The sequence below is a fragment of the Streptomyces sp. NPDC048420 genome, from assembly GCF_040651535.1.
In the GTDB taxonomy this organism is placed as follows: domain Bacteria; phylum Actinomycetota; class Actinomycetes; order Streptomycetales; family Streptomycetaceae; genus Streptomyces.
Map to the genome: position 1 here is coordinate 305,723 of NZ_JBEZKG010000007.1, position 23,790 is coordinate 329,512.

Sequence of the window (23,790 nt, forward strand, 5' to 3'; positions counted from 1 at the left end):
CGAAGGGTCCCGCGGGCAGCACGTCCGCGGGACCCTTCGGCTTCCCACCACAACGCCACGGAGGCAGGAACCCGGTGAAGGAACTCTTCGGCACGCTCGCCGACGGGACGAAGGTCCACCGCTGGTCGCTGGAGAACGGCGGCACACGTCTGAAGGTCCTGTCCTACGGCGGGATCGTGCAGTCCCTGGAGGTGCCCGACCGGGACGGCCGGCACGCCAATGTCTGCCTCGGCTTCGACCGCGTCGAGGAGTACGCCGACTCCAGCCCGTACTTCGGCGCGCTGATCGGCCGGTACGGCAACCGGATCGCCGACGGCAAGTTCACCCTGGACGGCAAGAGCTACCAGCTCTCCGTCAACGACGGGGTCAACAGCCTGCACGGCGGCACCCAGGGCTTCGACAAGCGGGTGTGGGACGTCGAGCCGTTCACCAAGGGCTCCGACGTCGGCCTGTACCTGCACTACACGTCCGTCGACGGCGAGATGGGCTACCCGGGCACCCTCAAGGTGAAGGTGACGTACACCCTCACCCGGCACGGCGACTGGCGGATCGACTACGAGGCCACCACCGACAAGGCCACCGTCGTCAACCTCACAAGCCACGTGTACTGGAACCTCGGCGGCGAGGGCACCGGCACCATCGAGGACCACGAGCTGAAGATCGCCGCGTCCCGTTACACGCCCACCGACTCGGGTCTGATCCCCACCGGTGAGCCGGCGAAGGTCGCGGGCACCCCCTTCGACTTCCGCAAGGGCAAGCAGATCGGCCGGGACATCCGGGCCGGGCACCCGCAGCTGGTCACCGCCAAGGGCTTCGACCACAACTGGGTCCTCGACAAGGGGATCACGGCCAAGCCGGAGCACGTGGCGACCCTGCGGGACCGGCACTCGGGCCGCACGCTGAAGATCGCCTCCAACGAGCCCGGGCTGCAGTTCTACTCCGGCAACTTCCTCGACGGCACCCTGGTCGGCCCCTCCGGCCACACCTACCGTCAGGGCGACGCCCTGTGCCTGGAGACGCAGCACTTCCCGGACTCGCCGAACCACCCGTCGTTCCCGTCGACAACGCTGCGACCTGGGCAGACGTACCGCACGACGACCATTCACACGTTCGACTGCTGAGGTCTCCAGCAGGGAGACGCGGAGATCGGGCCCGGGGTTCCCGAACTCACACTTCTTTCACACCCGTTGAACAGCGCCACCCCCGCATCCGTATGTAAGGGCGGCCCGTGCTCCCCCGCGCGGGCCACCCAATGACGACGGACCCGGTCGTCCCCGCCGGGTCCGCCCCATACGGAGGTTCGATGGCCGACAACGTCACCTCGTTGTTCCGCAGCACCGCTGCACACAGCCCGTCCATGGCGGCGCTGGCGCGTGAAGGCGGCGACGGGACGGGGCCGGTGGACTTCTGTATTCCGTGCAATCCGTACTTCCCCACTCCGGCGATGATGGACACCATGGCCTCGCGGCTGAAGGACATCATCACGTACTACCCCAGCGGCGCCGACACGATCACCGCCGAGCTGTGCAACCTGCTCCAACTGCCGCCGCAGGCCGTGGCGATGGGCAACGGCTCCACCGAACTGATCACCTGGATCGACCACCTGCTGGTCCGTGAGTCCCTCGCCATCCCCGTCCCCACCTTCGGCCGCTGGACCGACCAGCCGATGGAGACCGGCAAGCGGGTCGACATGTTCCCGCTCCAGGAGTCCAGCGGTTTCGCCCTGGACCTCGCGCAGTACGCCGAGTTCATACGCACCCGGGGGACACGGGTCGCGGTCATCTGCAACCCGAACAACCCCGACGGCGGCTTCCTCCACAAGCACGCGCTCGTGCAGTTCATGGACGCGATGGCCGACCTGGACCTCATCGTCATCGACGAGTCCTTCCTGGAGTTCGCCGACGCCGAGCAGGAGCCGAGCGTCGTCCAGGAGGCGATGATCCGGCCGAACGTCATCGTCCTGCGCAGCCTCGGCAAGAACTTCGGCCTGCACGGCATCCGTTTCGGCTACATGGTCGCCAACCCCGCCCTGGCCGGCCGGGTCCGCTCGATGCTGCCGAAGTGGAACCTCAACGCCTTCGCCGAGTACGTGGTGTTCATGCTCAAGGAGCACGGCGCCGAGTACGCGCAGAGCCTCCACCAGGTCCGCCGGGACCGCCTCGACATGGCGAGCCAGCTCGCCGCGCTGCCCGGCCTGACCGTCTACCCCTCCCAGGGGAACTTCCTCTTCGTGCGCCTGCCCGTCGGCGCCGAAGGCACCGTGGTCCGGGACCGGATGCTCACCGAGCACCGCATCCTCGTCCGCGAGTGCGGCAACAAGATCGGCTCTTCCAGCCGCTTCCTGCGGCTCGTGGTGCGCCCCCAGGTGGACGTGCGTCGCCTGGTGTCCGGCCTGGAACAGGTGCTCTACGGGACCAGGAGGGGAGCCGCCGTGCCCGAGCTCGCTCAAGGGACCAGCTACAGCTCGGGTACGGCGGCAGTGGACCGCCTGGTCGGCCAGACCAACGGGGCCGGCATGCAGGACCTCGCGGCGATGGCCGTCGGCGGTGGCGGGATGGGCGGTGGCGTCGGCATGCCGATGCCGGTCGCCCAGCCGGTGGCGGTGGCCGCGGCACCGCCCATGGGGACGGCTGCTTCCATGGGGACGGCTGCCTCGATGGGCGGGGCTACCTCCATGGGCGGGGCTTCCTCCATGGGCGCGGGGATGCCCATGCCGGCCCAGATGCCGGCTCCGGCCCCGATGCCGACGCCCGCCCCGATGCCGGCCCCCGTGCCCGTACCCCCCGCCCCGCCGGCTCCGGCCTCCTTCCCGCCGCCCAGCGGGCCGACCCCGCCCGGGGTGCCGGCCCGTGGAGGCCTCACGGCCGCACAGGTACGCGGGATGACCGCCCCGGCGCCGGGCGCTCCGCAGGAGCTGTCCCAGGCACCGGCCACCGGGTGGCCCAACGCGCAGAGCTGGCCGAACGCGGCAGGGATGGGCCAGGCCGGCTGAGGCGCTTCGGCTAGACCGGGTTCAGCCTCCACTGCTGGCAGGTGTTGGACAGCCATGACCACTGGCGTACGTCCGCCGCGTCGGCCGTCGAGCAGTCCGCCACGTCGGCCACCTTGCCCGTGGCCTGGTTGACGATCCGCACGTAGCCGCTGTCGGTCACCAGGAACCTGAACCGCTGGCAGGTGTTGTCGAGCCAGGCCCACTGGCGCAGGTCGGCGCCGTCGGCGGAGGAGCAGTCGGCGGTGTCGAGGACCTTGCCGCTGGCCACGTTGACCAGACGGCTGGTGTCGTCGCCCCGGTCCTCGACACGCCAGCGCTGGTTGCTGCCGCCGTTGCAGGTGTACTGCTGGACGTTGGCACCGTCGGTCGCCGAACTCCCGGCCACCTCAAGGCACTTGCCGCTGTTGCGGTTCGTGAGGGTGTACGTCGTCGAGGCGGCCGACTGCTCTCCGGACGGGCCGGTCATGCTCGCCCCGAGCCGGACCGGCGTACCGAGGTTCGGGGTTCCGTCGGAGTTCCAGGTGAACTTCTGGGCTCTGGTCGTACGGCCGTTGTCGCAGCCGTCGGACGCCGAGTCGTTGGCGTGGTACACGATCCAGTTCTCGGTGCCGTCGGGCGAGGTGAAGAAGCCGTTGTGGCCCGGGCCGTAGACGCCGGCGGAGTCGTTGCGCTGGAAGACCGGCGTGGACTTCTTCGTCCAGGAGGACGCGGCGAGGGGGTCGGAGCCGGTGAGGGTGAGCTGGCCGAGTTTGTAGTCGGGGGTCCAGCAGCCGCTCGCCGAGTAGATCAGGAAGGTCCTGCCGCCCCGCTGGAGGATCTCCGGACCCTCGTTGACCGAACCGCCGGACTTCTCCCAGGAGTTGGTGGGCGTGGAGATGGTCGAGAAGCCGGTGGCGAGGGTGTACGGGTTGGACAGACGGGCCGCGACGAGGTTCTGGGTGCCGCCGCTCGCACTGCCGAACAGATAGAGCTGACCGTTGATGGTGGCGACGGTCGGGTCCAGCATCCAGGAGGAGTTGAGCTGGTTCCGGTAGGTGTACGGCCCCATGGGGTCGGACCCGGCACTCTCCAGCACGTGCGTGCGCTGGGTCGGGTTGTAGTCGGAGACGTTCTGCCCGGCCACGTAGTACAGGTACCAGCGGCCGTTGATGAAGTGGATCTCGGGTGCCCAGATGTTGCAGCAGCGGCTCGCGGCGTCCCCGGTCCACACCTGCACGCTCGGCGCGGTGGCGAGACCGGCGAGGGTGGCCGACTTGCGCATGGTGATGACATTGGTCCAACTCGTCGTCACCAGGTAGTAGTTGCCGTTGTAGTAGGAGATCCAGGGGTCGGCGCCCTTCTGGGTCTTGACCGGGTTCGAGAACGAGGCCGCGCTCGCGGAGGACTGTCCGAGCCCGAGGGCGAGGAGCAGCGCGGCCAGCAGGATCAGTAGGCGACGGGCCATCCGCTGCTCCAGTTCAAGAGGTTGATGCCGAGCTTGGGGGTGCCGTTGTCGTTGCCGTCGTAGTAGTGGTAGACGATCAGGTCCCCGTCGGAGTCGTTCATGATCGACTGGCCGCCGGGGCCGATGTACCGCCCGTGCGACTCCAGGACCGGGGTGCCGCCGTTGTTCATCATCGAGACGCCGTTCTTGTCGACGTACGGCCCGGTGACGCTGGTGGCGCGGCCGACCTTGACCTTGTAGGTCGAACTGGTGCCGGCGCAGCAGGTGTCGTAGGACGCGAAGAGGTAGTAGTAGCCGTTCCGCTTCACGATGTACGGCGCCTCGACGGCCTTGGTCCCGGTGGGGCGGGAGGCGATCGAGTACCGGGTGGTGTTCGTGGAGAGCTGCTTGCCGGTGCTCGGGTTGATCTGGATCATCTTCAGGCCGGTCCACCAACTCCCGAAGGACAGCCACCACTTGCCGTCTCCGTCGACGAAGAGGTTCGGGTCGATGGCGTTGTAGTCGCTGGAGGTGGTGGAGGTGTAGACCGTGCCCTGGTCGGTCCAGGAGCCGGGCAGCCCGGTGCTCGAAGTGGCCAGGCCTATCGCGGACTTGTTGGAGCCGAAGGTCGAGACGGCGTAGTACATCAGGTACTTGCCGCCCTGGTAGGAGATGTCGGGGGCCCAGGCCTCGGTGGCGTACGACGACCACCAGCCCGGCTTGGTCGAGAAGGCGTCGCTGCCGGCCGTGAACGCGATCCGGTCGGTGGAGGTGCGGTAGCCGAGGCCGCCGCCGGTGCCGTACAGGAGGTAACGGCCCGCCGACGTACGGATCATCGTCGGGTCGTGGATGGTGGTGGCACCCGTGACGGTTCCGGGGTTGGGGTACGCGGAGGCCGTGCCTGGGATCAGGGCCAACAGGAAGGCGACGGGAACGGCCAGAAGTGAGGTGCGGCGCACGCTGACGCTCCTTGGTGGGATGCGAGTGGGGGGATGTTCGGTATGTCGATCACCGATCAGAGCTTCGGACGGGACCGTAGAATCGAACCCCTTGCGCGTCAATGGTTCGCGCACGCCTCAGTGTTGGTCAGTGGTCCTGAGCGCAGCGCGGCTCAGTCGGCGAGACCGGCCCGTCGCAGCAGCTTCAGCCAGTCGTCGTACTCCACCAGGTCGTCGTCGACCAGGGCGAGGCGCTTGTACTCGTCGAACGTGGCCAGCCGCTCCAGGAAGTACGCCTCCACACCGGACGCGAGCTGCTCGAAACGCTCCGCGTCGACCCACTCCCAGTGCTCGGCCGGGATACCGAGGACGGTGCCGGCCGCGCGGTCGAGGAAGACCGGCGTCTCCTGGGTCATCCCGATGCAGAACAGCTTCTGCGGGGACAGGTCCAGCGGGGAGTCGACCACCGGCCCGCAGTAGAACTGGTGCTCCTCGGCCTCCGCAAGCCCGAAGAGCTGCACGGACGGTCCGCAGCTCGCGCCGTCCAGCACCCGGCAGAAGTCCAGGAACTCACGCGGCACCCCGTCGGCCTCCGCGGCGACGGCCGTCTCCTCGTCGATCGTCCCGCCGAGCGTGAACGACAGCACGTCCGGACTCTCCGCCAGTGCCGTCCGCAGCGCGTCCACCGTCGCGATCAGACGGGACGACGCCGGGCTCGCGCTGGTCATCTGGCCACCACTTGATGTCGATGTTGATGGGATTGCCGTCCGGAAGATCCTTGATCTGCGGGCGTATCTGCGCGTTGCCGATGTCCTGGTTCGTGAACCGGTCGAGCATCCGCAGGTTACGCCACGCGTCCGGACCACCGGTCTGGAGCTCGTTGGTGCGGCCGGGCTCCACCTTACGGGCGGCTTCGGCGGCCTCGGGACGTGGAACTCGACGAGGACGACGACGGGTAGCGGGAGCGGACTCTGGCCAGATACGTGCGCCGGCGAGGCCGTACCACTCCGGTGTGCAGACCCGCTTGAGTTTCCTTGCACTCGACGATGCCTTCGCCGCTTGACCTTGACGCAACGTCAGGGTTTTTACTGACGGCATGCGAATCGGAGAGATCGCCGCGCTCGTGGGGCTCACCACCCGGGCGATCCGGCACTACCACCATGTCGGGCTGCTTCCGGAGCCGCAGCGGCGCCCCAACGGCTACCGGGCCTACAGCGTCCGCGACGCCGTCCTGCTCGCCCGGGTGCGTCGGCTCACCGAACTCGGCCTCAGCCTCGATGAAGTGCGCGACGCCCTCGCCGACGATGCCGGGTGCGAACTGACCGAGATATTTGAAGAACTCGACGCCGACCTGGCCCGCCAGGAAGCAGACATCAGGGAGCGCCGCTGCCGACTCGGCGCCCTGCTCGCCGAGCCGCCCAGCGCGACCGGGCCCGTCTCACCCGCCCTCGCCGCGCTGCTGGCACAGGCCCCCCGAACAGACTCGCCGAGCGCGGCCAAGGACCGCGAGTACCTCACGCTGCTGGACGCCACCAGCACCGGTAACCAAGAGATTTTCGCGCTGCTCGGAACGCTGATCGCCGATCCCGCGGTCGTCGAACTGTACGAACGCCTTGACGCGCTCGCCGAAGCCTCCACCGACGATCCGCGGATCGCACCCCTTGCAGCTGACCTGATGGCAGCCGTCCCCGAGGAGCTGTTCGCCGCAATCCCCGGGGACGGGATGGTCGTGACCGGGTTCAAGGAGGCGCTGCTCGCCGAGTACACCCCGGCGCAGGCGGAAGTCGTGGGCCGGCTCATGGAGGCTTTCGTGGAAAGGGGCCGGGGATGAGCGGCCAGCCAAGGGGCGTACGGGCGGCGCGGATCGCGGTAGCCGCCGTACTGCCGGGGGAACTGGCCCTGGTGGCCTGCCTGGTGGCCGGGATCCGGCCGCCCGGGTGGGCGCTGGCGAGCGCCGAGGCGCTGGTGCTCGCAGTGCTGCTGGTGGAAGCCTGGGTGCTGCGCTCTCTGTACGTCGCCGCGCGTGCCCGCGGCGCGGACCGCCGGGCAGCGCTGCGAGCTGCCGTACGGGAGGCGGTGCCGGTGACGGTCCGCCGCCTGGTCCTCCACGAGTTGCGCGCCCTCGCCTCCCTGGGGCGGTGGGTCCGGCGCGGCACGCACGGGGTGCGCCCCGGGGACTTCGCTGCCGCGTACACCGGGCCCCAGACCGCGATGATGTACGGGCTGCTCTTCGTGATGGTGATCGAGACAGTGGGCCTGGCCTTCCTCATCCCATGGCCGGCGGTCCACCGGGTGATCCTGGTACTCGACCTGTACGGCGTCGTCCTCGTGCTGGCCCTGCACGCCGCCTGCGTCACCCGGCCGCACGTCGTGCGCCCCGACGGTTCTCTGCGGATCCGCTACGGAGCCCTCTTCGACCTCGCCGTACCGCCGGACGCGGTCGCCTCGGTCCGGGTCGACCGGCGCTGTCCGGAGGGCAGTCTGATCACCCTCTCCGAGGACGGGGTCCTCGACCTGATCGTGGGCAGCCAGACCTCGGTGACCCTGGAGCTGAACCGGCCACTCCCCTTCACCCGCCCGCTCGGCGCAACGGAAGCGGCCCACACCATCCGTTTCCATGCCGACGACCCGCGCGCGCTGGTCAGCGCGCTCCGTCAGCCCGCCTGAGCACCCAGGCCGGTTCCGGCCGCACGGCGGAGCGGTAGACAACTTCGCCCTCCCCATGCCGAGCAGTACTACGGAGATGTGCAGGAGGTCGGACGCCCATGGCCCTCGCCGCGACGTGGCGTCCCGGCGAGCGCGTCCCGCATCGCCTTCGCGGTGACCGCCGGGTCGTATCCCTCGGGAACGCCGTCGACGAGGATGATGTCGCCCTCGATGTGCCGCGAACGCAGGGGCGCGATCTCCTGGTACGCGGCTGAGTCCCACCATGCCCGCGCCTCGGCGATCCCGGGAAACCCGATCACCACGACGTGCCCGGGCCAGCCGCCCTCCTTCACCTCGTGCTGCGCGCCATGCACGAGGAAGCAACCGCCGTACGGTTCGAAGGTGGCGGTGATGCGCTCGATGTACTCGGCGATCTCGGAATGCGGCGTGGCTTCCCGAAGGTGGGCTATGGCGTAGGCGGTCATGGTGTCCTCCCGGTCGGTAGGGCTCCGTACGCCGACGAGCCTGGCACGCGGGGCGAACCGGGATCGATTACCCGAGAGGTAAGCGGGCCGGTCGCCCGGGGATCTCAGGGTCCGGGCGTCCGAGTACTTCGGCGAGAGGGGCACCGGTCCGCACCGCCACGATCCGCCGCGCTCGCAGCTGAGCCCTGGTGCGCGGACGGAACTTGGGCTCCCTGCCACAGCCACAGGTTTCACGCCCCTCGTACCGCAGACCGGCACCGAGAACAGCGGCCACCACGCTCCAGCCCTTGACGTCCCGCCGCCGAGGCGCCGCGAAGTCACGCCCGGCGCAGCTCATCGGCTCGGAGCACCGGGGACACAGATGCCCGCCGGGCCCGGGATGCCGCTTGAACGCGACACGGCAGGACACGCAGGCGTAGTGCAGCTTGTAGGCCTTCCCGGCGTAGTGGCACATGAGCCGAACGTACCGGGCGGTGCGGCGAACGGTGAACTGGTTTCAGTAGTACGGCTCCCAGGTGACCGGCGGGCCCCAGCGCAGCCCTCACCAGCCGCGAGCCGGACTGCTCATCTCCGACCCGAAAGAGGTCAGCGTTCTCCAACGGCGGTATGCCAGGATGCGCTCACAGGCTCCCACTCTCACGGACTCGGTGAGCCTGTTGCAGCGGATGCGAGGGGACGTATGAGCAGCACCGAACTGGACTGGTTCAAGTCGAGCTACAGCAGCGGTGGCGACGGCGACTGCGTAGAGATCGCCCGCACCCCCACCACCATCCACATCCGCGACTCCAAGAACCCACAAGGCCCCCACCTCACCGCCGCCCCCACCCCCTGGACCGACTTCCTCACCCATCTCACGAAGTGACCGCACCGGCCTCGGGGTCGCGCAGGCCGACGCAGTCGAAGGCCCAGAACACCTCCGAGTACACGAACGTGCCCGTCATCCACGGCTCGTGCGCGGACAACCGGGCCACCTGGAACGCGGGTTCAGGAATGCGCAGCGACGGTGAGCGGAAGCCCACCGCGCCGGCGCCCTCGAAGCCGCGTGTGCCGTAGTAGCGCGGTGAACCCTCCAGGAACACCAGCGGCACACCCTGGCTGTCGGCCGCGGCCAGGGCGTGTGCGATGAGCCGGGTGCCGATGCCCTGACGCTGGAACTCCGGGACGACGCCCAGCGGTGACAGGGTGAGGACGTCCACGATCCGGCGCGGGGCGTCCAGCCGCGCCGCGCTCAGCAGGACATGCCCGACGACCCGTTCGTCGACGGTGGCGACGAAGGACATCGGCGCCCACGCGGCCTCCGCGACGCGAAGCGCCTCCACGAGCCCGGGAACCCGCTCACCGTCACCGAACGCCCGCGTATGAACCTCCCGCACGTCTCGGTGGTCGCGAGCGCTCTCCGGCCGGATCACGGCATCATGTGACGTCATGGCCGCGAGCGTAGGTGGCGGGGCGGGTCGTACGCGAGGCAATTGCCCGCCACGCCACTGCTCCCTCGCCGATGCCGGACAATCTTTGTGAGGCGCTCGTGGCGATCAGCTACGTGTGGATGGCCTCGCGCCCGACGTGTGCTCAGCAGTCGAACACCGACCAGCAGATGTCGTTGCGCAATCGCTGGTCGTCGAGCACGAGCTCGCGAATAGCCTCGGGGAGCTGGTCGCGCTGCCACTGGCACTCAAGGCGCCCCGCGGCCTCGCTCTCGGCCTTTGGTGCGGCAGCGCGTACGGCCTTGATCGCATAGGCGGCCGCACCGAGCTCGTGCGCGGCGACGTGTGCGACGACTGCGGCCTGGCCCGCGGCGTAGGCGGCGTGTCGCGCCGCACCACGCAGGTCTCGGGCCGCGCCCATTGCATGGCCGCCCGCCGCGCGGGCCTGCATCATCTTGACCTCGCCACGCACCCAGGCGCGGGCATGCTCGATCGCCTGGCGCGGCCGTGGGTCCTCGGGCTGAGCCGACTCGAAGAGGCCGAGGACGTGCTCCGCGCAGGCTGCCGCCCACAGGGCGAGGAGATGGTGATCCGAATCAGTGAGGCTTCCACCGCGGCGGATCGTCACGAAACGAAGGTCCCTGACCTTCGGGAGGATCACGGTCGGCATTCCTTCCTGCTGGTACGAGGCGAAGCCTGCGAACGCGGCGACGAGGGTCCTGACCGCTCGAGGGTAGCCGCGCGAAGTCGTGTGGATCAGTGTGAGTGCGTCCTCGGTGAACAGCTCAGCCCAAGCGCCGAAGTGTTCGGCGAGGCCTTCCTGCAGGGGCGCCGGCGGTAAGAGGCTCGAACCGGCAGTGCCATTTCATCGTTACTCCATCGCCCTCTCCTACCTTCCCCCTCACAGCACACCGCCATGACGAGAAGGCAAGGGGCCCATGACGAACTGGCTGGCGCCCGGGTTCACCGAGATCCGGGAGTTGGGCGCGGGAACCACCGGGCGGACGGCGTTGCCACGGGACGACGGCACCGGGGATCTCGTCGCGATCAAGTACCTCTCCGCGCGGCTCACCGACGACACCACCGTCGCCGAGCGCATCCGGAGGGACACGGCCCGGGTGACCGGCGTACGGGACCCGAACGTCGTACGGATCGACGCGGTGCTCGACTCGCCGGACGGCGGGGATGTCGCCCTGGTCATGGAGGCCGTCGACGGTCCCACCCTGCGCGCGCTTCTGGCCGCTCGGCGCCCCCTGCCGGAGGCCGCGCTGGCACTGCTGCGTGGTTCGCTGCTCGGGCTGGCCGTTCTCCACGACCAGGGCGTGATGCATCGGGACGTCAAGCCGGAGAACGTGCTCATCGATGCCGCGCGGCAGGGCAAGCTCATCAGCATCGGCATCACGGTGCCGGCCGGTGAGGATGTCGCCGAGGGCACCGCTGCCTACCGGGCACCGGAACTGTGGCACGGCCGCCCCGCCCCACCGGCCTCGGACACCTACGCCGCCGCGGTGACGTTCGTCGAGTGCCTGACCGGCGTCGCCCCGTTCCGCGCCGACAGCACGGCGGGACTGCGCGCCCTGCACGAGAGCGCATCGCCGCCGCTGGACGACGTACCGGGACCGCTACGGCCGGTGCTGGAACGCGCGTTGGACAAGGACCCGCACGAGCGGTACTCCAGCGCGCGGGCCTTCGTGGCCGACCTGGAGACCGCCGCCGCGGCCACGTACAGGCCCGGCTGGCTGGCGCAGGGTGTGCTGGCCCTGACGGACGCGGCCGTCGTGATGACCAGTCCCCTCCTCGACGCCGAAGGGGCTCCCGCGTCCCGCAGGCCCGAGTGGGCGCACCTCCGCACCCGGCACAGGAAGGTGCTGGCGGCCGTGGCGGGCGCGGCCGTCGTGCTCCTTGTCGCGCTGCTGCCCATCGACGGCGGAAGCAGCGAACGGCAGGTGGTGCGGGCGCCGTTCGACCAGGCACTGGCCGCGCTCGCGAAGTCCCCGGGGGTCCGGTACCAGGACCAGAAGACCTACTTCACGTACTTCGACGTCACGGTCACCGCCACCGGCGAGCGGCACGGCACGATGGGCAGCAAGAAGGACGGGTCGGGGGCCAGCGACCAGGCTTTCATGACCATCGACGGCCGTGACTACACCAGCTTCGAGAACGACCCCGTCACGCGCGGCTGGACGTACGACCCCGGCGACGACGAGAAGAACACCGGCCCCGCCCTCAAGCCCTACCTGACACCGGCGAAGCTGGCCGCGACCCTGAAGAAGGCCCTGGCCGACCAGCCCCGCCTCCCGGAAGTGGGCGACAAGACGGCGGCGGCGGTCACCGTCGGCGGCACGCCCACGTGGAAGGCCGACACGGTCAACGGGTACCTCTACGTCACCCAGAACGCGCCCTACCGGGTGCTGCGTTGGGAACCGCCGGGCGTGGACACCGTGCACGACGCGGTGAAGGGATACACCGCGGACGGGCAGCTGCCGCGCTCCGTGGAGGCCAAGGCTCCGCTGGCCGACTCCCGGGGCATGGACATCACCCCCATCGCCGACGCCGGGCCGCTGTACGCCGCCGTCATCAAGAACACCAAAGCCCTCTCCGACGCCACGACCGGCGGGTCGGTCGAGATTCTCCAGCAGAACGGCGGGGCCAGCGGCGTCCGTTGCAGTTCCTCCGGCTGCCAAGTCCATGTGGCGTTCTCCGGGCCGGTGTACAACGCGACCTCGAAGGCCTACGCCTTGGACACCGTCTACATCGAACTCACCGTCGGCTCGATCAGCACCGGAGGTCAGGAGGTGGGCGGCTGCTCCAGCGGCCGACAGCCCTACGAACTGACCGGAAAGACCCTCAGCTCCGAGCTGACCTGCGACAACCCGGACGCCGGCGCCACCTACGACGCCGTCTCGGCCCAGAGCCAGGAACGGGCCGATGCCACCGGCCACAGCAGCTTCTGGGACTACGCGGACGACCTCGATCTCGTAGTCCATCCGCTGAGCCACGCCGAGATCGACCGCCTGGTCGCCAAGGCGCAGAACGAACTCCGATCCCGCGACTGAGGGGAAGGCCCAGCATGACCCCCACAGGGGAATTCACCCCGAATCAGGGCGACTTGCGGAACAGCATCGTCACCGCCGTCGTCACGGAACTCGCCCCCGAGGAACTGCAGATGGTCGAGTCGCTGCGCGGGCTCGACGACGAGACGGCACGCAAACGGCTGACCAGGCGGCCCCGCTGGGACGAACCCCTGGGTTTCGGGGTCGAGGTCGCCGCCGCGCTGCTGACGCCGGTCCTGTGGATCGCCGTGGACGAGGCGGTGCGCCGGGTCGTCTCGTCCGTCGAGCAGGAGGCGCGGACCAGGATGGTGCGGCTGCGGCTCTGGCCGTTCGGCCGCCGCCAGGAACCCGTGCCCGTCAGCGTCCCCGTGCTCACCCGCGAACAGCTGGAGACCGTGCAGCAGGCCGTGCTCGCCGCGGCCCAGCAGGCACGGCTGTCGAACGAGCGCGGCGAGCGGATCGCCGATGCGGTGGTCAGGCGGCTGGCACTGGCCCAACCGGCAGGCGGGCAGCAGGAGTTGCCGACGGGAGACGATGCGTGACCGCGAAGCCCGGCGCGGGTACCACCCAGCGTTTCGTCCTCCTCGTCGTCCTGTTCATCGCCGGCTCCCTGTCCATGCTGTCGGATCTGCTGTCCTCGCTCACCGATCCGCACAACTGGATGTCCGGCTGCGCGCTGGCCGGGGGCGGCAACCCCGAGCGCGACACCCCCGCCAACGTACTGTCCCAGGCCACACCGGCCTATCACGCCTGCATCGACCACTTCGTCGGCCGGTGGAAACTGCTCTGGCTGCCGATGGCCGCCACGGCCGCGGTGATCGTCCTCGCACTCGTGCTGTACGTGTGCATCCCTCGCTGGAAGGGGCGGCGGGCCCGGGGGGCGCCGCTGGAACAGCCCGATGTCATCGGCTGGTTGGCCGACCTGGCCGCCACGAGCGAGCTGCGCCGGACCCCTCGTTTCGTGATGGACCCGAACGCCCTGTTCAGCGCGAACGCCGTCGTCTTCGGCCGGCCGGGGCGCTACACGGTGCGGCTGGACCTGGGTCTGGTGAAGCTGTTCCACCAGGACCGCAGCGCGTTCGAGGCGACACTGCTGCACGAGTTCGCGCACATCCGCAACCGGGACGTCGACATCACGTATCTGACGGTCGCGCTCTGGCGGGTCTTCCTGATCGGGGTGCTGCTGCCGTTCGTCGCGGTGAACGGCTGGAAGCTGGTCGGCTCCGACCCGGCACCCCACCTGGCGCGCAACCTCGTCCTGGCCGCCTTCATGGTCGTACTGATGTATCTGACCACAGCAGATGTGCTGCGCACCCGGGAGATCCACGCCGACCTCGACGCGGTCGCGCAGGGCGCCGACGTGGCCTACTGGACGCGGCATGAGCGACAGCGCCCGGTGCGCCGTAGGGCCGTCTCCCTCCTGCTCACGCACCCCGACTGGGAGGAGCGGGTCGCCGCGCTGACCCGCTCCGCCGCGCCCGTCGCGGTCGGCGCCCTGCCCATGGTCCTCACCGGGGTGTCGGTCCAACTCCTCGGCCATCTGGTCTCGTTCGCGCCCGGGTTCGTCAACTACCTGCCGGTCTGGCTGGTCCCGATCGGGGTATGGCCCGCGGCAGCGCTGGCCACCGCCGTGGGCGGCTTCGCCGTATGGCGCGATGTGGTGCGGGCGGGTCCGGAGGGGCCCAGGCCGTCCGGGCTGTCCGCCGGACTCTGGCTTGGGGCGGGTCAGTTGGGAGGCGAACTCGCCGCCAGTTCGTTCCTGGCCATGCAGTGGGCTCCCGCGTTCCCCGAGGGGTTTCTGCTGCTGTTGCTGGTCGTCGTGCCGGCGGCGGTGCTGTGGTGGACCGCCGGATGCGCCGCGCTGTTCGCCGGTCTGCCACGCGTCCCCCGCCGGGTGGCCGCGGTGGTGACGCTCGCCGTCACCGGCACGGCGTTCGCCTGGTGGTACGGCTGGTGGCAGTCCGCCGGCACGATCTTCAGCGGCGGCCTGCCGTACTCGGCCTCCACGGCGCTTGCGTTGCTCAACACCGGTTACGCGCCCGCGGACCAACTGGTGCCGTCGACCACCACGCACGTCATCGCGGTCCTGACGGTGGTCGTCGTGTCCTTGTCGAGTCACGGCTGGAGCCTGTGGCTGACGGCCGGGCTGTGGATCCTCCCCCTGGTCGGCCTGGCTCGGCGTCCGTCACCGGCGGGGACGGCCCTCGGCCTGTTCTTCGGCGCCGCGGGCGGCGTCGGCGTCGTCTCCGTCACGCTCCGAGCCCATCAGTGGATCTGGCGCGCCCGCGAGCCGTTCGTCCCGAGCCTCAACATCTACACCGCCTGGTTCTTCGCCGTCTGCTTCTGCGGTGTCGTCGGGGCCGCCCTGGCCGTCGCGGTCGTGAGCCGCGGCAACGCGGGAGCGACGATGGCCGCGGCGGGCTCCGCCATGGCGGTCCAGCTGGCCGTCCTGCTCGCGATCGTCGGCACCGACGGCTGCGTACGGCCGCTGAACACCGTGCACTCAGAATGCGAGATCGCCGCCGACGGCGACTGGCAGGTGCTCACACTCTTCCTCCCGCAACTCCTCGCGTTCGCCGGGATGGCGACGCTGGCGGCGGCGCTTCCCGCCGCCGTCGCCACCAGGCTCGCCCTGCGTCTCCGCGGCGCCGTCGTCACCACCAGGCCTGCCCTACGCTTCCGCGCCGCCCCCGACCGCCCGCACCCACCACGCGGTCGCCGCCTCCCCCACCTCCGCCTGGTCTGCACGGCCGCGGCCTGCGGGATGCTGGTGACCCTGTGCGCGGCGGCCTACCCGGAGACGCGCGCCGCGGCCGGGCGCTCCGACCAGGCCGGTTTCGACCCCCTCATCACGCAACTCCAGAGGCCACCGCTGTCCAGCCGGAACCTGGGCCTCCAGGTCTGGGCCTGGGTGTCCTTCGGCGGGGCGGACCTCATGAGCGACTACGAACAGGCCCTGGCGGACATCGACCACAGCGTCAACCTGGACGGCAGCGTCAACGCTACGGCGATGAGGCGCGGCTGCACCGACATGCTCCACACCGTCGACCGGGCCGAGGCCTACTTCCCGATCCCCGCCGCCGCCCAGCAGTCTGTCTGGGCCGGTGTCCTGACCAGCTCCCGCAAGTCCGCACAGACCTGCCTCAACACCCTCCCGGTGACGGACTGGACGGAACTCCGCCCCGTGCTCACCGCACTCAATCCCCCCACACCCCCGGTGGCCGCCCTCTTCCACCAGCTGGTCGAACTGGCGAAGCCGAGCGGGATGAAGCTGGGGAAGGGGTGACCGCCACCCGTACGAGGGGGTCCCGGTCCCACCAGTCAGCCCGCGGGACGCTGCGGCCCGAAGTCCGGCTCCTCGGGTACTCCGACGTCCGCGAAGACGGCCCGCGCCTGTTGGCCCAGCAGTTCGGCGGCGGTGCCGTCGGTCGCCCGGTGGAGGCGGGCGAGTGCCATGAGGGTGCGGGCCTCGCCGAGGCGGTGGCCGGTCTCGCGGTGCACGGCGAAGGCCTGCTCGGCGAGTTCGAGGGCGGTGGCGTGGTCCTGCCCGGACTCGGCCGTCGCGGACAGCGCGGTCAAAGCCTGGCCCTCCACCACCCGGAAGGAGAGGGCGCGGGCCAGGTCCAGGGCCTGCTCGGCGTGGGCGCGGGCCGCGTCGGTCCGGCCCAGGTGCTGGTGGGTGAGAGAGAGGCTGACGAGGGTGTCGGCCTCGGCGCGTTTGTAGCGTGCCTCGCGAGCCAGGGCGAGGGCCTGCCGGTCGGCTTGGAGGGCCCGGTCCGGACGCGCCAGTCTTCGGTGGGCGGCGGCCACGGTGTTGAGAATGCCGGCCTGGATCCAGTACCGCTTCGTGTCCTTGACCTTGGCCAGGGTCCGCTCGGCCTGTTCCAACCCCTCCTCGTGGTGGCCGAGTTCGAGCCTGATCTTCGCGACGGCGTTGAACATCATCCCGCGGCCGTCGCTGTAACCGGCCCTCTGGTCCGAGATCACCGCCCGGCCGAGGAGGTCGATCCCGTCGGTGAGACGGCCGAGTTCCCAGTACACCCCGCCCAGCACCTGTATGGCCGGGCCGATGTCCCAGCGGGTGCTCTCCGCGTCGAGGGCGACGGCCCGCTCCAGATGACCGGCGGCCTCATGCAGCCGCCCCAAATCCCGGCAGGCCATACCGAGGCCGGTCAGCCCGAACCCTTCGAAATAGGGAATCCCGACCGCACGGAAGAGGCGTCTGCCGACGGTCATGTCGTCGTACGCGCTGCCGAGGCGGGCCATACTCCAGTTCGAGCAGGCCCGGACGGCGAGGGCCGACGCCTCGCCGGCCGCCCAGCCGAGTTCCCGGCTGATGTCCAGCGCGCGGGTGGCGTGCTCCATCGCCTGCGGGATGTGCCCCCAGTGCCACCGGGGTGCCGAGAGGCTCGAGTGCATCGCGGACTGGCCGAACAGGTCTCCTTCGGCCTCGGCCGCCTCCAGTGCCGTCTGCGCGATGGACTGCCAGGTCTGCCGGGACAGATGGACCCAGAACTCGTTGAACAGTGCGGAGGTCAGGTACCAGGCCACGGGACGAGGTCCGTGCCGGCCGGCGTGGTCGATGACGGCGAGGAGGTTCGCCCGTTCCGCGTCCAGCCATCGTCCGGGCTCGTCGGCCGACGGTACGCCCGGATGCTCGCCGGACCGGAGGCTCGCGGGCAGCTCCGGGAACAGCCCGGCCCCCGCGGTGGCACGTACGGCGTGCAGATACCAGAGCAGCACCCTCTCCAGCGCGGCCTCGCGCTCAGTCGCGGTCTCCTCCACAAGCGCCCGCTCCCCGGCGTACTCGCGCAGAAGATCGTGGAACCGGTACCGGCCCGCCGTCACCGGCTCGATCAGATGCGCCGCGGCCAGCGCGCCGAGCAGCCGGCGGGCCCGCGACAGCGGGGTGTCCAGGAAGGCCGCTGCGGCCTCGGCGGTGAAGTCCGCTCCCGGGAACAGGCCGAGCAGCCGGAACAGCCGGCGCGCGCCGGGTGCCAGGGCGCCGTACGACACAGAGAAGGCCGTACGCAGCGGAGAGCCGACGTCGCCGTCCGGCTCCAGGGCGTCCAGTCGGTTGCCCTCGGTCATCTCCGCGACCAGGTCGGCCGTCCGCAGCGCCGGATCGCCCGCGAGCCTCGCGGCGGCCACGCGCAGGGCCAGGGGGAGGCTGCCGCACAGGCGGATCAGTTCGTCGACCGCGGGCTTGTCCTCGTCGACCCGGTGCGCCCCGAGGGTCCGGCTGAGCAGAGCGCGGGCCGCGTCCGGCTGGAGGAGGTCCAGGGGCAGGGCGTGGGCGCCGTCGCGGGCGACGAGGTCGCCGAGGCGGTTGCGGCTGGTGACGAGGACGCAGCAGGTGGGGCCGGCCGGGAGCAGCGGCCGTACCTGATCGGCGGAGGCCGCGTTGTCCAGGAGGACGAGGACCCGTCGGCCGGCCAGCAGGGTCCGCAGGACGCGGGCCTGGGCCTCGTGGTCCGGGGGGATCTCCGAGGCCGCGAGGCCCAGACCGGTCAACAGCAGTTCGAGGGCCTCGCGCGGTTCCAGGGGGCGGCGGTCGTGGTCGAAGCCGTGCAGGTTGACATAGAGCTGGCCGTCCGGGAAGCGGTCGCGGACCTGGTGGGCCCAGTGCACGGCCAGCGCGGTCTTGCCGATGCCTGCGGCGCCGCCGATGGCTGAGATGACGACGGCGTTCGCCGGGCCCCGATCGATGGGCAGCAGTGCGTGGAGCCGGGCCAGTTCGCTGCCGCGGCCCGCGAACCCCGGTGTGTCGTGCGGGAGTTCGGCGGGGACGATGCCGTCACGCGTCCCGAGGGGAGCCGGCGGGGGAGGCAGCAGGAACGCGTCGTCCTGTCGCAGCACCGCCTCGTACACCCGGCGCAGTTCCTCACCAGGGTCCGCGCCGAGCTCGTCGCGCAGGAGTATGCGCAGGCCCTCGTACGCCTTGAGCGCCTCCGCCTGGCGTCCACGGCCGTACAGGGCCCGTATCCGCAGGGCCGTCAGCGACTCGTCGTAACGGTCGGCCTCCGAGGACGCGGACGCCCCGCCGACGGCGTCGAGGGCGTCGCCGAACCGGCCCAGCAGGACAAGGCACTTGACCCGTTCCAGCCGGAGCGTCCGCCGGCGTTCCTCCAGCCGCCGCCGCTCGTCCCGCGCGAACGGTCCCGGCAGGCCTGCCAGTGGCTCTCCCCTGAACAGCCCGATGGCGGACGCCAGTTGGTCCACGCCGGTGGCCAGATCCCCGGCCGCGACGGTGCGCAGCGCCTCGCCGCCCCGCTCCTCCAGCTCCACGGCGTCGAGCCGGACATCCTCGACGACGAAGCGGTACCAGCCCTTGCCGCTGCGGATCACCGACTCCGCGGGCGGTGTTCCTCGCGGATCGAGCGTCCTGCGGAGGGAGTTGATGTGGGTGGGGAGCACCTTGGGGCCGCCGGCGGGCGGCTCCGGTCCCCACACCGCGTCGAGCAGCCACTCATGACTGACCACGGCGCCCTGTCTCAGCAGCAGCGCGGCCAGCACTGCCTGCCGTTTGACCGGGCCCAGCTGCAGCGGTGTCGCGCCGCGCCAGGCCCGTAACGGTCCGAGCACCTCTAATCGGAGCAGATCGGGAGATCCCCCGTCCACAGCCGTACCTTCCGTCCCGTGGATCACCGGCATGTTCACCAGCATTGCAGCACCCCCGGCCGCGCTCAGGGACCGACCATCGCACAACCCCCACATTCCAGGAGCCGAGGAGCAGGCGACCCCACGGTCGCCCCGGCACCAACGGTGCGGCAGCGACAGTGGGGCCCGAAGCCGTGGGTCAGCCGGAAGCGACCGCCGGTCCGAAGTCCGCCTCCAACCGCTCCCTCCACCCCGCATCGGCCAGCCCCGCCCCCACCAGCACATCCCGCCAGTCCTCCTTGGCCAGCTGGACGGCGTCGAGGATGCGGTCCACCCGGCCCTGGCCGCACAGCAGTGTGGCGGCGGCGATCCGTTCCTTGTCCTCCTGGTCACCCCGGTCGGTCAGGTGGTTGACCAGCTCGGTGAGCAGATCCCCCACCACCTCGCCCTCCCGGCCGGGGAAGTCCTCCGCGATGCGCCGTTCGACCCGCATGGTAAGCCCCATTTACCCTCCTTGTCGGCATACGCCCCGATACGCTACCGCGCCCACCCCGTCCGACACCGCAACCTGTCTCGCAAGAAACTTGACGGTCCCTCACTTTGCCGAACTGACAGCCCACCTACAGAAACCGTCCCTAGGGTGCCGTGTTCATGACAGACACCCCCGCGAACGAGACCCCCGCGAAAGCCGTCATCACCCGCCGCACCGTCCTGGTCGCCACCGGCGCCACCGCCGCCACCCTCGCCGTCGGCGCCACCACACCGCCGCGGACGGCCGACACCACCGAAACGACCCCCGTGGCCGCCGCGGCGGTCTGCACCCTCACGAAGGAGATGACCGAAGGCCCCTACTACCTCGACGGCCAGTACGTCCGCGCCGACATCACCGAGGGCAAGACCGGCTTCCCGCTCAAGCTGGCCCTCACCGTCGTCGACGACGACACCTGCGCCACCATCAGCAACGCCCTCGTCGAGATCTGGCACTGCGACGCGCTGGGCGAGTACTCCGGCTACGTCGGCAACAACGGCCACGACGAGCCCGACAGCGGCACCTTCCTGCGGGGCGGAGTCCTGACCGACTCCGCCGGGGTCGCCAACATCACGACGGTGTACCCGGGTTGGTACGTGGGCCGCTGCGTCCACATCCACGTCAAGGTGCACGTCGGCGTCACGCTCACCTCCGACGGCTCCTTCACCGGCGGCACCGAACTCCACACCGGCCAGCTCTTCTTCAACGAGACGGTCACCGCCAAGGTCGGCGCGCTCTCGCCGTACTCGGCGAACAAGGTCACCCACACCACCCTCGCCCAGGACGGGATCTACGACGACGGCGGCGCCGCGTCCGGTCTCCTGACCCTGGCCGCCCTGGGCAGCAGCCCCTCCGCCGGCTACTCCGGCACCCTGACCCTCGGCGTCGAACGCTGACCACGCGTCGCCCGCCGCCCACAGGAGCGGCGGGCGACACCCGTTCACTTGGCCGGGCACTCCTTCCACGCCATGTGGTACACGGTGCTGATGTCGCCGTCGGTCGAGTCCATCGTCATGAAGCTGACCTTGGACGGCGAGGAGGTGCCCGCGCTGACGCGGATCTCGGTGTTGATGTTGAAGTTGCGCTGAACTCCACAGGGCGCCCAGACCAGTTGGGCCCAGTCGGTGGTGTCGGTCGCCTGCCAGTTGTCGTTGTAGGCGCCCGTGAAGGGATGGGTCTTCGCGGCCGTCTGTGACGAGCCCTGGAAGTAGTACGAGGCCCTCTGCACGGCGCTCGCCCCGGACTGGAGCGAGGCGAAGCCCCGGTAGTCCGCCTTGGCGATGGCGTACGTGAAGCCCGACGGGACGTGGACGATCAGGTTGAGCTGGCAGTTCTTGCGGAACGCGGTGGGGTCGGAGTTGCCGCCGACCTGCGCGAGGTAGTCGCTGTAAGTGACCGTGAACGCGGTGTTGTCCTCGGAGACGGCGACGGCCGCCGTGCCCGCGGGACAGCCGGAGCCGTTCACCGTGGCGACGTTGATGACGATCTTGTCCGGGGGCGGGTCGACGAACCCGCCGGACGGGTTGTGCGCGGGCACCGCCGCGGTCACGAGAGCGGCGACGGCGCCGCCCAGGAGCAGTCCACTTGCCATGGGGGGTCTCTCCTCTTCGCTGAAGGTTGAAGCGTGGAGAACCTGTGTGGTTTCTGTGAAGCACCGCGGCGATCGAATCGTAGGGAGCACCCTGTGGCGCCACCAGGGCGAACTCCAGCCATTCCGCGCGGTGCCCGAACTCACGTGTAACCAGGGCCAGTTGGGCAGCCCATCCACAGGTCATTCACAGCAGCAAGCAAGGACTTCGGCGACCAGGGCAACGCGACGGCGCGCCGCCGACCGACGACTCATACGGGTCAGGGCGCCACACCCCCGAACAGAGGCGCACCACACCCCTACCCGACCCGATCGCTCACCCGCCCTCGATCTTCCGCAGCAGCCCCAGCAGCGCCTCCCGCTCCGCCTCCGCCAGCCCTTCGAAGCACTCGGCGAGCACCGCGTTCGCGACCTCGTGGCCCACCTTCAGCACCCGCTCCCCCTCGGCGGTGAGGTGGTGTTCGATACGCCGACCATGCCCGGGCCGCCGGTCCACCAGCCCCTGCGCCACCAGCCGTCCGGCGAGGGTGCCGAACGCCTGCTCGCTCTGGAAGGTCGCCGCCGCCAGCTCCCGAGCACTGGCTCCCGGCGCACGGCCGATCGCCCGCAGCGCGTCCCACTGCGCGAGCGTGCTGCCGACGGACCCGAGGCGACTGTCGAGCGCCCGGTGCTGGCGGTACTGGACGGCTTTCACGGCCCGTCCGAGGATCTGCAGTTCAACGGCCATGTCCACCAGGTTAGCACCATGACTAAGCTTGCTTATATAAATATCCTTAGTTAGAGTCCGAGGCATGACCACGGACCTCAGCACTCTCCTGACCGTCACGGCATCCGGCCCCGCCACCGGCCGCCCCGTCCTCGTCCTGCACGGCGGCGGCGGTCCCGCGACCGTCGCCCCGATCGCCGAGCACTTCGCCCGGACCGCTCCCACCCTGCTGCCCACCCACCCGGGCTGGAACGGCACCCCCCGCCCCGAGAACCTCGCCCGCGTCACCGACCTCGCCGGCGCGTATCTGCGTCTCCTGCGCGAGCGCCGGCTGTCCGATGTCCTCGTCGTCGGCTCCTCGCTCGGCGGCTGGATCGGCGCCGAGCTGGCCGCGGCCGACCCGGACGGTCTGATCAGCGGGCTGGTCCTGATGAACTCGGTCGGCATCGAGGTCGACGGCGAACCGGTGCGGGACTTCTTCAGCCTCGACGCTCGGGGTCTCGCCGAGTACGCGTACCACGACTCCGAGCGCTTCTACGCAGACCCGGCGAGCCTCCCGGCCGAGCGACTCGCCCTCGTCCAGGGCAACATGGCCGCCCTGCGCGTCTTCTCCGGCGGCCCGGCCATGAGCGACCCCACGCTCCGGGCCCGCCTCGCGGCCGTCACCGTCCCCACCCTCGTCCTGTGGGGCGAGAGCGACCGCATCACGACCCCGGCCTACGGCAAGGAGTACGCCGCGTCGTTCCCGGTCGCGCGCTTCGAAGTGGTCGCGGAGGCGGGCCACTTGCCGCATCTCGAACGGCCGGAACGCACCTTCGCCCTGCTCGACGACTTCGCGGAGCGGACCGGGCGCGGCTGAGGCGGATCAGGGAGCGCTCGCCTCGACCCGTTCCCCCGCCGAAACCGCCGGCTCCCTCTCCGCCACCTGAGCGTGACCCGAGGATCAGGGGTTCTCCCAGGCCGCAGGCTCGGCCGCGAGCGTGCGCACCGGCTCCGGCAGTGCGTCCCCCGCGATGTCGGCGATGGTGACGCCCTCCAGGATCTTTCGGACGTTGGCCCGCAGGGCGATCCACAGCGGGAGCAGCGGCTGGGCGGAGCCGGTGTACTCCAGACCGGTGGGCCGCTCACCGCGCACCGACACGATCGGCCCGTCCACGGCCCGGATGACGTCCGCGACGGTGATGGCCGCGGCCTCCCGGGCGAGCCGGTAACCGCCACCCCCGCCACGCCTGCTGTCGACGATCCCGCCGCGCCTGAGGTCGCCGAGAATCCCTTCCAGGAACTTGTGCGGAATACCCTGGACCTCGGCGATGGCCTCGGCCTTCACCGGCTCCGCGCCCTGCCTCACGGCAAGCTCCAGCACCGCCCGTACCGCGTAGTCCGCTCGTGCAGAGATCCTCATACGA

General features: G+C 70.4%; 21 protein-coding genes and 1 pseudogene. 11 read left to right on the forward strand and 11 right to left on the reverse strand.

From position 1 onward, the window contains the following. Positions 1-74: 74 nt before the first annotated feature. Complete coding sequence (locus tag AB0D34_RS14950) at positions 75-1,121, forward strand: aldose epimerase family protein (protein WP_362661477.1); 1,047 nt, start codon at positions 75-77, stop codon at positions 1,119-1,121. Between the two features lie 182 nt (positions 1,122-1,303). Beyond that, positions 1,304-2,992: a histidinol-phosphate transaminase gene (locus AB0D34_RS14955; protein WP_362661479.1), complete on the forward strand. Its 1,689-nt coding sequence runs from the start codon at positions 1,304-1,306 to the stop codon at positions 2,990-2,992. 10 nt (positions 2,993-3,002) lie between these two features. On the opposite strand, the gene AB0D34_RS14960 is transcribed toward AB0D34_RS14955, so the two are convergent. From AB0D34_RS14960 to AB0D34_RS14970, 3 genes are all read right to left on the reverse strand, one after another. Continuing rightward, entirely contained in the window at positions 3,003-4,436 is a 1,434-nt protein-coding gene (locus AB0D34_RS14960) for a family 43 glycosylhydrolase (protein ID WP_362661481.1), read from the reverse strand. Next, entirely contained in the window at positions 4,418-5,374 is a 957-nt protein-coding gene (locus AB0D34_RS14965) for an arabinan endo-1,5-alpha-L-arabinosidase (RefSeq protein ID WP_362661483.1), read from the reverse strand. The genes AB0D34_RS14960 and AB0D34_RS14965 overlap by 19 nt, the downstream gene beginning before the upstream one ends. A 152-nt stretch (positions 5,375-5,526) precedes the next feature. Beyond that, positions 5,527-6,081 (reverse strand): hypothetical protein, encoded by a 555-nt coding sequence (locus AB0D34_RS14970; protein WP_362661485.1) that lies wholly within the window; start codon positions 6,079-6,081, stop codon positions 5,527-5,529. A gap of 368 nt (positions 6,082-6,449) precedes the next feature. Between AB0D34_RS14970 and AB0D34_RS14975 the strand changes: the two genes are divergently transcribed. Both AB0D34_RS14975 and AB0D34_RS14980 read left to right on the forward strand, forming a co-directional pair. After that, on the forward strand, positions 6,450-7,184 hold the full coding sequence (locus tag AB0D34_RS14975; protein WP_362661487.1) for a MerR family transcriptional regulator: 735 nt from the start codon (positions 6,450-6,452) through the stop codon (positions 7,182-7,184). Beyond that, positions 7,181-8,020, forward strand: coding sequence for a hypothetical protein (locus AB0D34_RS14980; RefSeq protein ID WP_362661489.1), 840 nt, complete (start codon positions 7,181-7,183; stop codon positions 8,018-8,020). The genes AB0D34_RS14975 and AB0D34_RS14980 overlap by 4 nt, the downstream gene beginning before the upstream one ends. A gap of 68 nt (positions 8,021-8,088) precedes the next feature. Here AB0D34_RS14980 and AB0D34_RS14985 read toward each other — a convergent pair whose 3' ends face one another. Continuing rightward, positions 8,089-8,484: a DUF1330 domain-containing protein gene (locus tag AB0D34_RS14985; protein WP_362661491.1), complete on the reverse strand. Its 396-nt coding sequence runs from the start codon at positions 8,482-8,484 to the stop codon at positions 8,089-8,091. Between the two features lie 551 nt (positions 8,485-9,035). On the opposite strand from AB0D34_RS14985, the pseudogene AB0D34_RS14990 reads away from it, so the two are divergent. Further along, positions 9,036-9,167, forward strand: a pseudogene (locus AB0D34_RS14990) (transcriptional regulator); the annotation flags it as partial. Further along, a complete protein-coding gene (locus AB0D34_RS14995; RefSeq protein WP_362661493.1) occupies positions 9,164-9,346 on the forward strand; it encodes a DUF397 domain-containing protein in 183 nt (60 codons plus the stop codon). The pseudogene AB0D34_RS14990 and the gene AB0D34_RS14995, both read left to right, overlap by 4 nt. On the opposite strand, the gene AB0D34_RS15000 is transcribed toward AB0D34_RS14995, so the two are convergent. Next, a complete protein-coding gene (locus AB0D34_RS15000) occupies positions 9,336-9,893 on the reverse strand; it encodes an N-acetyltransferase (protein ID WP_362661655.1) in 558 nt (185 codons plus the stop codon). The genes AB0D34_RS14995 and AB0D34_RS15000 overlap by 11 nt on opposite strands. 160 nt (positions 9,894-10,053) lie before the next feature. Then, complete coding sequence (locus AB0D34_RS15005; RefSeq protein ID WP_362661495.1) at positions 10,054-10,569, reverse strand: putative immunity protein; 516 nt, start codon at positions 10,567-10,569, stop codon at positions 10,054-10,056. Positions 10,570-10,846: 277 nt separating this feature from the next. Here AB0D34_RS15005 and AB0D34_RS15010 point away from each other — a divergent pair, with 277 nt between their 5' ends. From AB0D34_RS15010 to AB0D34_RS15020, 3 genes are read left to right on the forward strand one after another with little or no spacing between them, the layout of a single operon-like run. Next, positions 10,847-12,964, forward strand: coding sequence for a serine/threonine-protein kinase (locus AB0D34_RS15010; protein ID WP_362661497.1), 2,118 nt, complete (start codon positions 10,847-10,849; stop codon positions 12,962-12,964). A gap of 14 nt (positions 12,965-12,978) precedes the next feature. Beyond that, entirely contained in the window at positions 12,979-13,503 is a 525-nt protein-coding gene (locus AB0D34_RS15015; protein ID WP_362661498.1) for a hypothetical protein, read from the forward strand. Next, positions 13,500-16,247, forward strand: coding sequence for a M48 family metalloprotease (locus AB0D34_RS15020; protein ID WP_362661500.1), 2,748 nt, complete (start codon positions 13,500-13,502; stop codon positions 16,245-16,247). Before AB0D34_RS15015 ends, AB0D34_RS15020 begins: the two co-directional genes overlap by 4 nt. A gap of 35 nt (positions 16,248-16,282) precedes the next feature. On the opposite strand, the gene AB0D34_RS15025 is transcribed toward AB0D34_RS15020, so the two are convergent. Together AB0D34_RS15025 and AB0D34_RS15030 are read right to left on the reverse strand one after the other, a co-directional pair. Continuing rightward, positions 16,283-19,627, reverse strand: a complete 3,345-nt coding sequence (locus AB0D34_RS15025; protein WP_362661502.1) for a BTAD domain-containing putative transcriptional regulator — start codon at positions 19,625-19,627, stop codon at positions 16,283-16,285. 133 nt (positions 19,628-19,760) lie between these two features. After that, positions 19,761-20,066 carry a hypothetical protein gene (locus AB0D34_RS15030; RefSeq protein WP_362661504.1) on the reverse strand — a complete coding sequence of 102 codons (306 nt, stop codon included), beginning with the start codon at positions 20,064-20,066 and terminating at the stop codon, positions 19,761-19,763. Between the two features lie 146 nt (positions 20,067-20,212). Between AB0D34_RS15030 and AB0D34_RS15035 the strand changes: the two genes are divergently transcribed. Beyond that, the gene (locus AB0D34_RS15035; protein WP_362661506.1) at positions 20,213-20,986 is read left to right on the forward strand and encodes an intradiol ring-cleavage dioxygenase; all 774 of its coding nucleotides are present in this window, start codon (positions 20,213-20,215) and stop codon (positions 20,984-20,986) included. A 44-nt stretch (positions 20,987-21,030) separates the two neighbouring features. On the opposite strand, the gene AB0D34_RS15040 is transcribed toward AB0D34_RS15035, so the two are convergent. Beyond that, complete coding sequence (locus tag AB0D34_RS15040) at positions 21,031-21,681, reverse strand: DUF4360 domain-containing protein (protein WP_362661508.1); 651 nt, start codon at positions 21,679-21,681, stop codon at positions 21,031-21,033. A gap of 313 nt (positions 21,682-21,994) precedes the next feature. Further along, positions 21,995-22,405, reverse strand: coding sequence for a MarR family winged helix-turn-helix transcriptional regulator (locus AB0D34_RS15045; protein ID WP_362661510.1), 411 nt, complete (start codon positions 22,403-22,405; stop codon positions 21,995-21,997). A 64-nt stretch (positions 22,406-22,469) separates the two neighbouring features. Here AB0D34_RS15045 and AB0D34_RS15050 point away from each other — a divergent pair, with 64 nt between their 5' ends. Next, positions 22,470-23,243, forward strand: a complete 774-nt coding sequence (locus tag AB0D34_RS15050; protein WP_362661512.1) for an alpha/beta fold hydrolase — start codon at positions 22,470-22,472, stop codon at positions 23,241-23,243. Between the two features lie 84 nt (positions 23,244-23,327). On the opposite strand, the gene AB0D34_RS15055 is transcribed toward AB0D34_RS15050, so the two are convergent. Further along, positions 23,328-23,786, reverse strand: coding sequence for an Rrf2 family transcriptional regulator (locus AB0D34_RS15055; protein WP_362661514.1), 459 nt, complete (start codon positions 23,784-23,786; stop codon positions 23,328-23,330). Positions 23,787-23,790 lie beyond the last annotated feature (4 nt).

Excerpts from the sequence above, each read along its gene's own strand:
- AB0D34_RS14955 (WP_362661479.1), top strand. The coding sequence starts at position 1,304 with ATGGCCGACAACGTCACCTCGTTGTTCCGCAGCACCGCTGCACACAGC.
- AB0D34_RS14960 (WP_362661481.1), bottom strand. The coding sequence starts at position 4,436 with ATGGCCCGTCGCCTACTGATCCTGCTGGCCGCGCTGCTCCTCGCCCTC.
- AB0D34_RS14970 (WP_362661485.1), bottom strand. The coding sequence starts at position 6,081 with ATGACCAGCGCGAGCCCGGCGTCGTCCCGTCTGATCGCGACGGTGGAC.
- AB0D34_RS14975 (WP_362661487.1), top strand. The coding sequence starts at position 6,450 with ATGCGAATCGGAGAGATCGCCGCGCTCGTGGGGCTCACCACCCGGGCG.
- AB0D34_RS14980 (WP_362661489.1), top strand. The coding sequence starts at position 7,181 with ATGAGCGGCCAGCCAAGGGGCGTACGGGCGGCGCGGATCGCGGTAGCC.
- AB0D34_RS14985 (WP_362661491.1), bottom strand. The coding sequence starts at position 8,484 with ATGACCGCCTACGCCATAGCCCACCTTCGGGAAGCCACGCCGCATTCC.
- AB0D34_RS14995 (WP_362661493.1), top strand. The coding sequence starts at position 9,164 with ATGAGCAGCACCGAACTGGACTGGTTCAAGTCGAGCTACAGCAGCGGT.
- AB0D34_RS15010 (WP_362661497.1), top strand. The coding sequence starts at position 10,847 with ATGACGAACTGGCTGGCGCCCGGGTTCACCGAGATCCGGGAGTTGGGC.
- AB0D34_RS15015 (WP_362661498.1), top strand. The coding sequence starts at position 12,979 with ATGACCCCCACAGGGGAATTCACCCCGAATCAGGGCGACTTGCGGAAC.
- AB0D34_RS15025 (WP_362661502.1), bottom strand. The coding sequence starts at position 19,627 with ATGCTGGTGAACATGCCGGTGATCCACGGGACGGAAGGTACGGCTGTG.
- AB0D34_RS15030 (WP_362661504.1), bottom strand. The coding sequence starts at position 20,066 with ATGGGGCTTACCATGCGGGTCGAACGGCGCATCGCGGAGGACTTCCCC.
- AB0D34_RS15035 (WP_362661506.1), top strand. The coding sequence starts at position 20,213 with ATGACAGACACCCCCGCGAACGAGACCCCCGCGAAAGCCGTCATCACC.
- AB0D34_RS15040 (WP_362661508.1), bottom strand. The coding sequence starts at position 21,681 with ATGGCAAGTGGACTGCTCCTGGGCGGCGCCGTCGCCGCTCTCGTGACC.
- AB0D34_RS15045 (WP_362661510.1), bottom strand. The coding sequence starts at position 22,405 with ATGGCCGTTGAACTGCAGATCCTCGGACGGGCCGTGAAAGCCGTCCAG.
- AB0D34_RS15050 (WP_362661512.1), top strand. The coding sequence starts at position 22,470 with ATGACCACGGACCTCAGCACTCTCCTGACCGTCACGGCATCCGGCCCC.
- AB0D34_RS15055 (WP_362661514.1), bottom strand. The coding sequence starts at position 23,786 with ATGAGGATCTCTGCACGAGCGGACTACGCGGTACGGGCGGTGCTGGAG.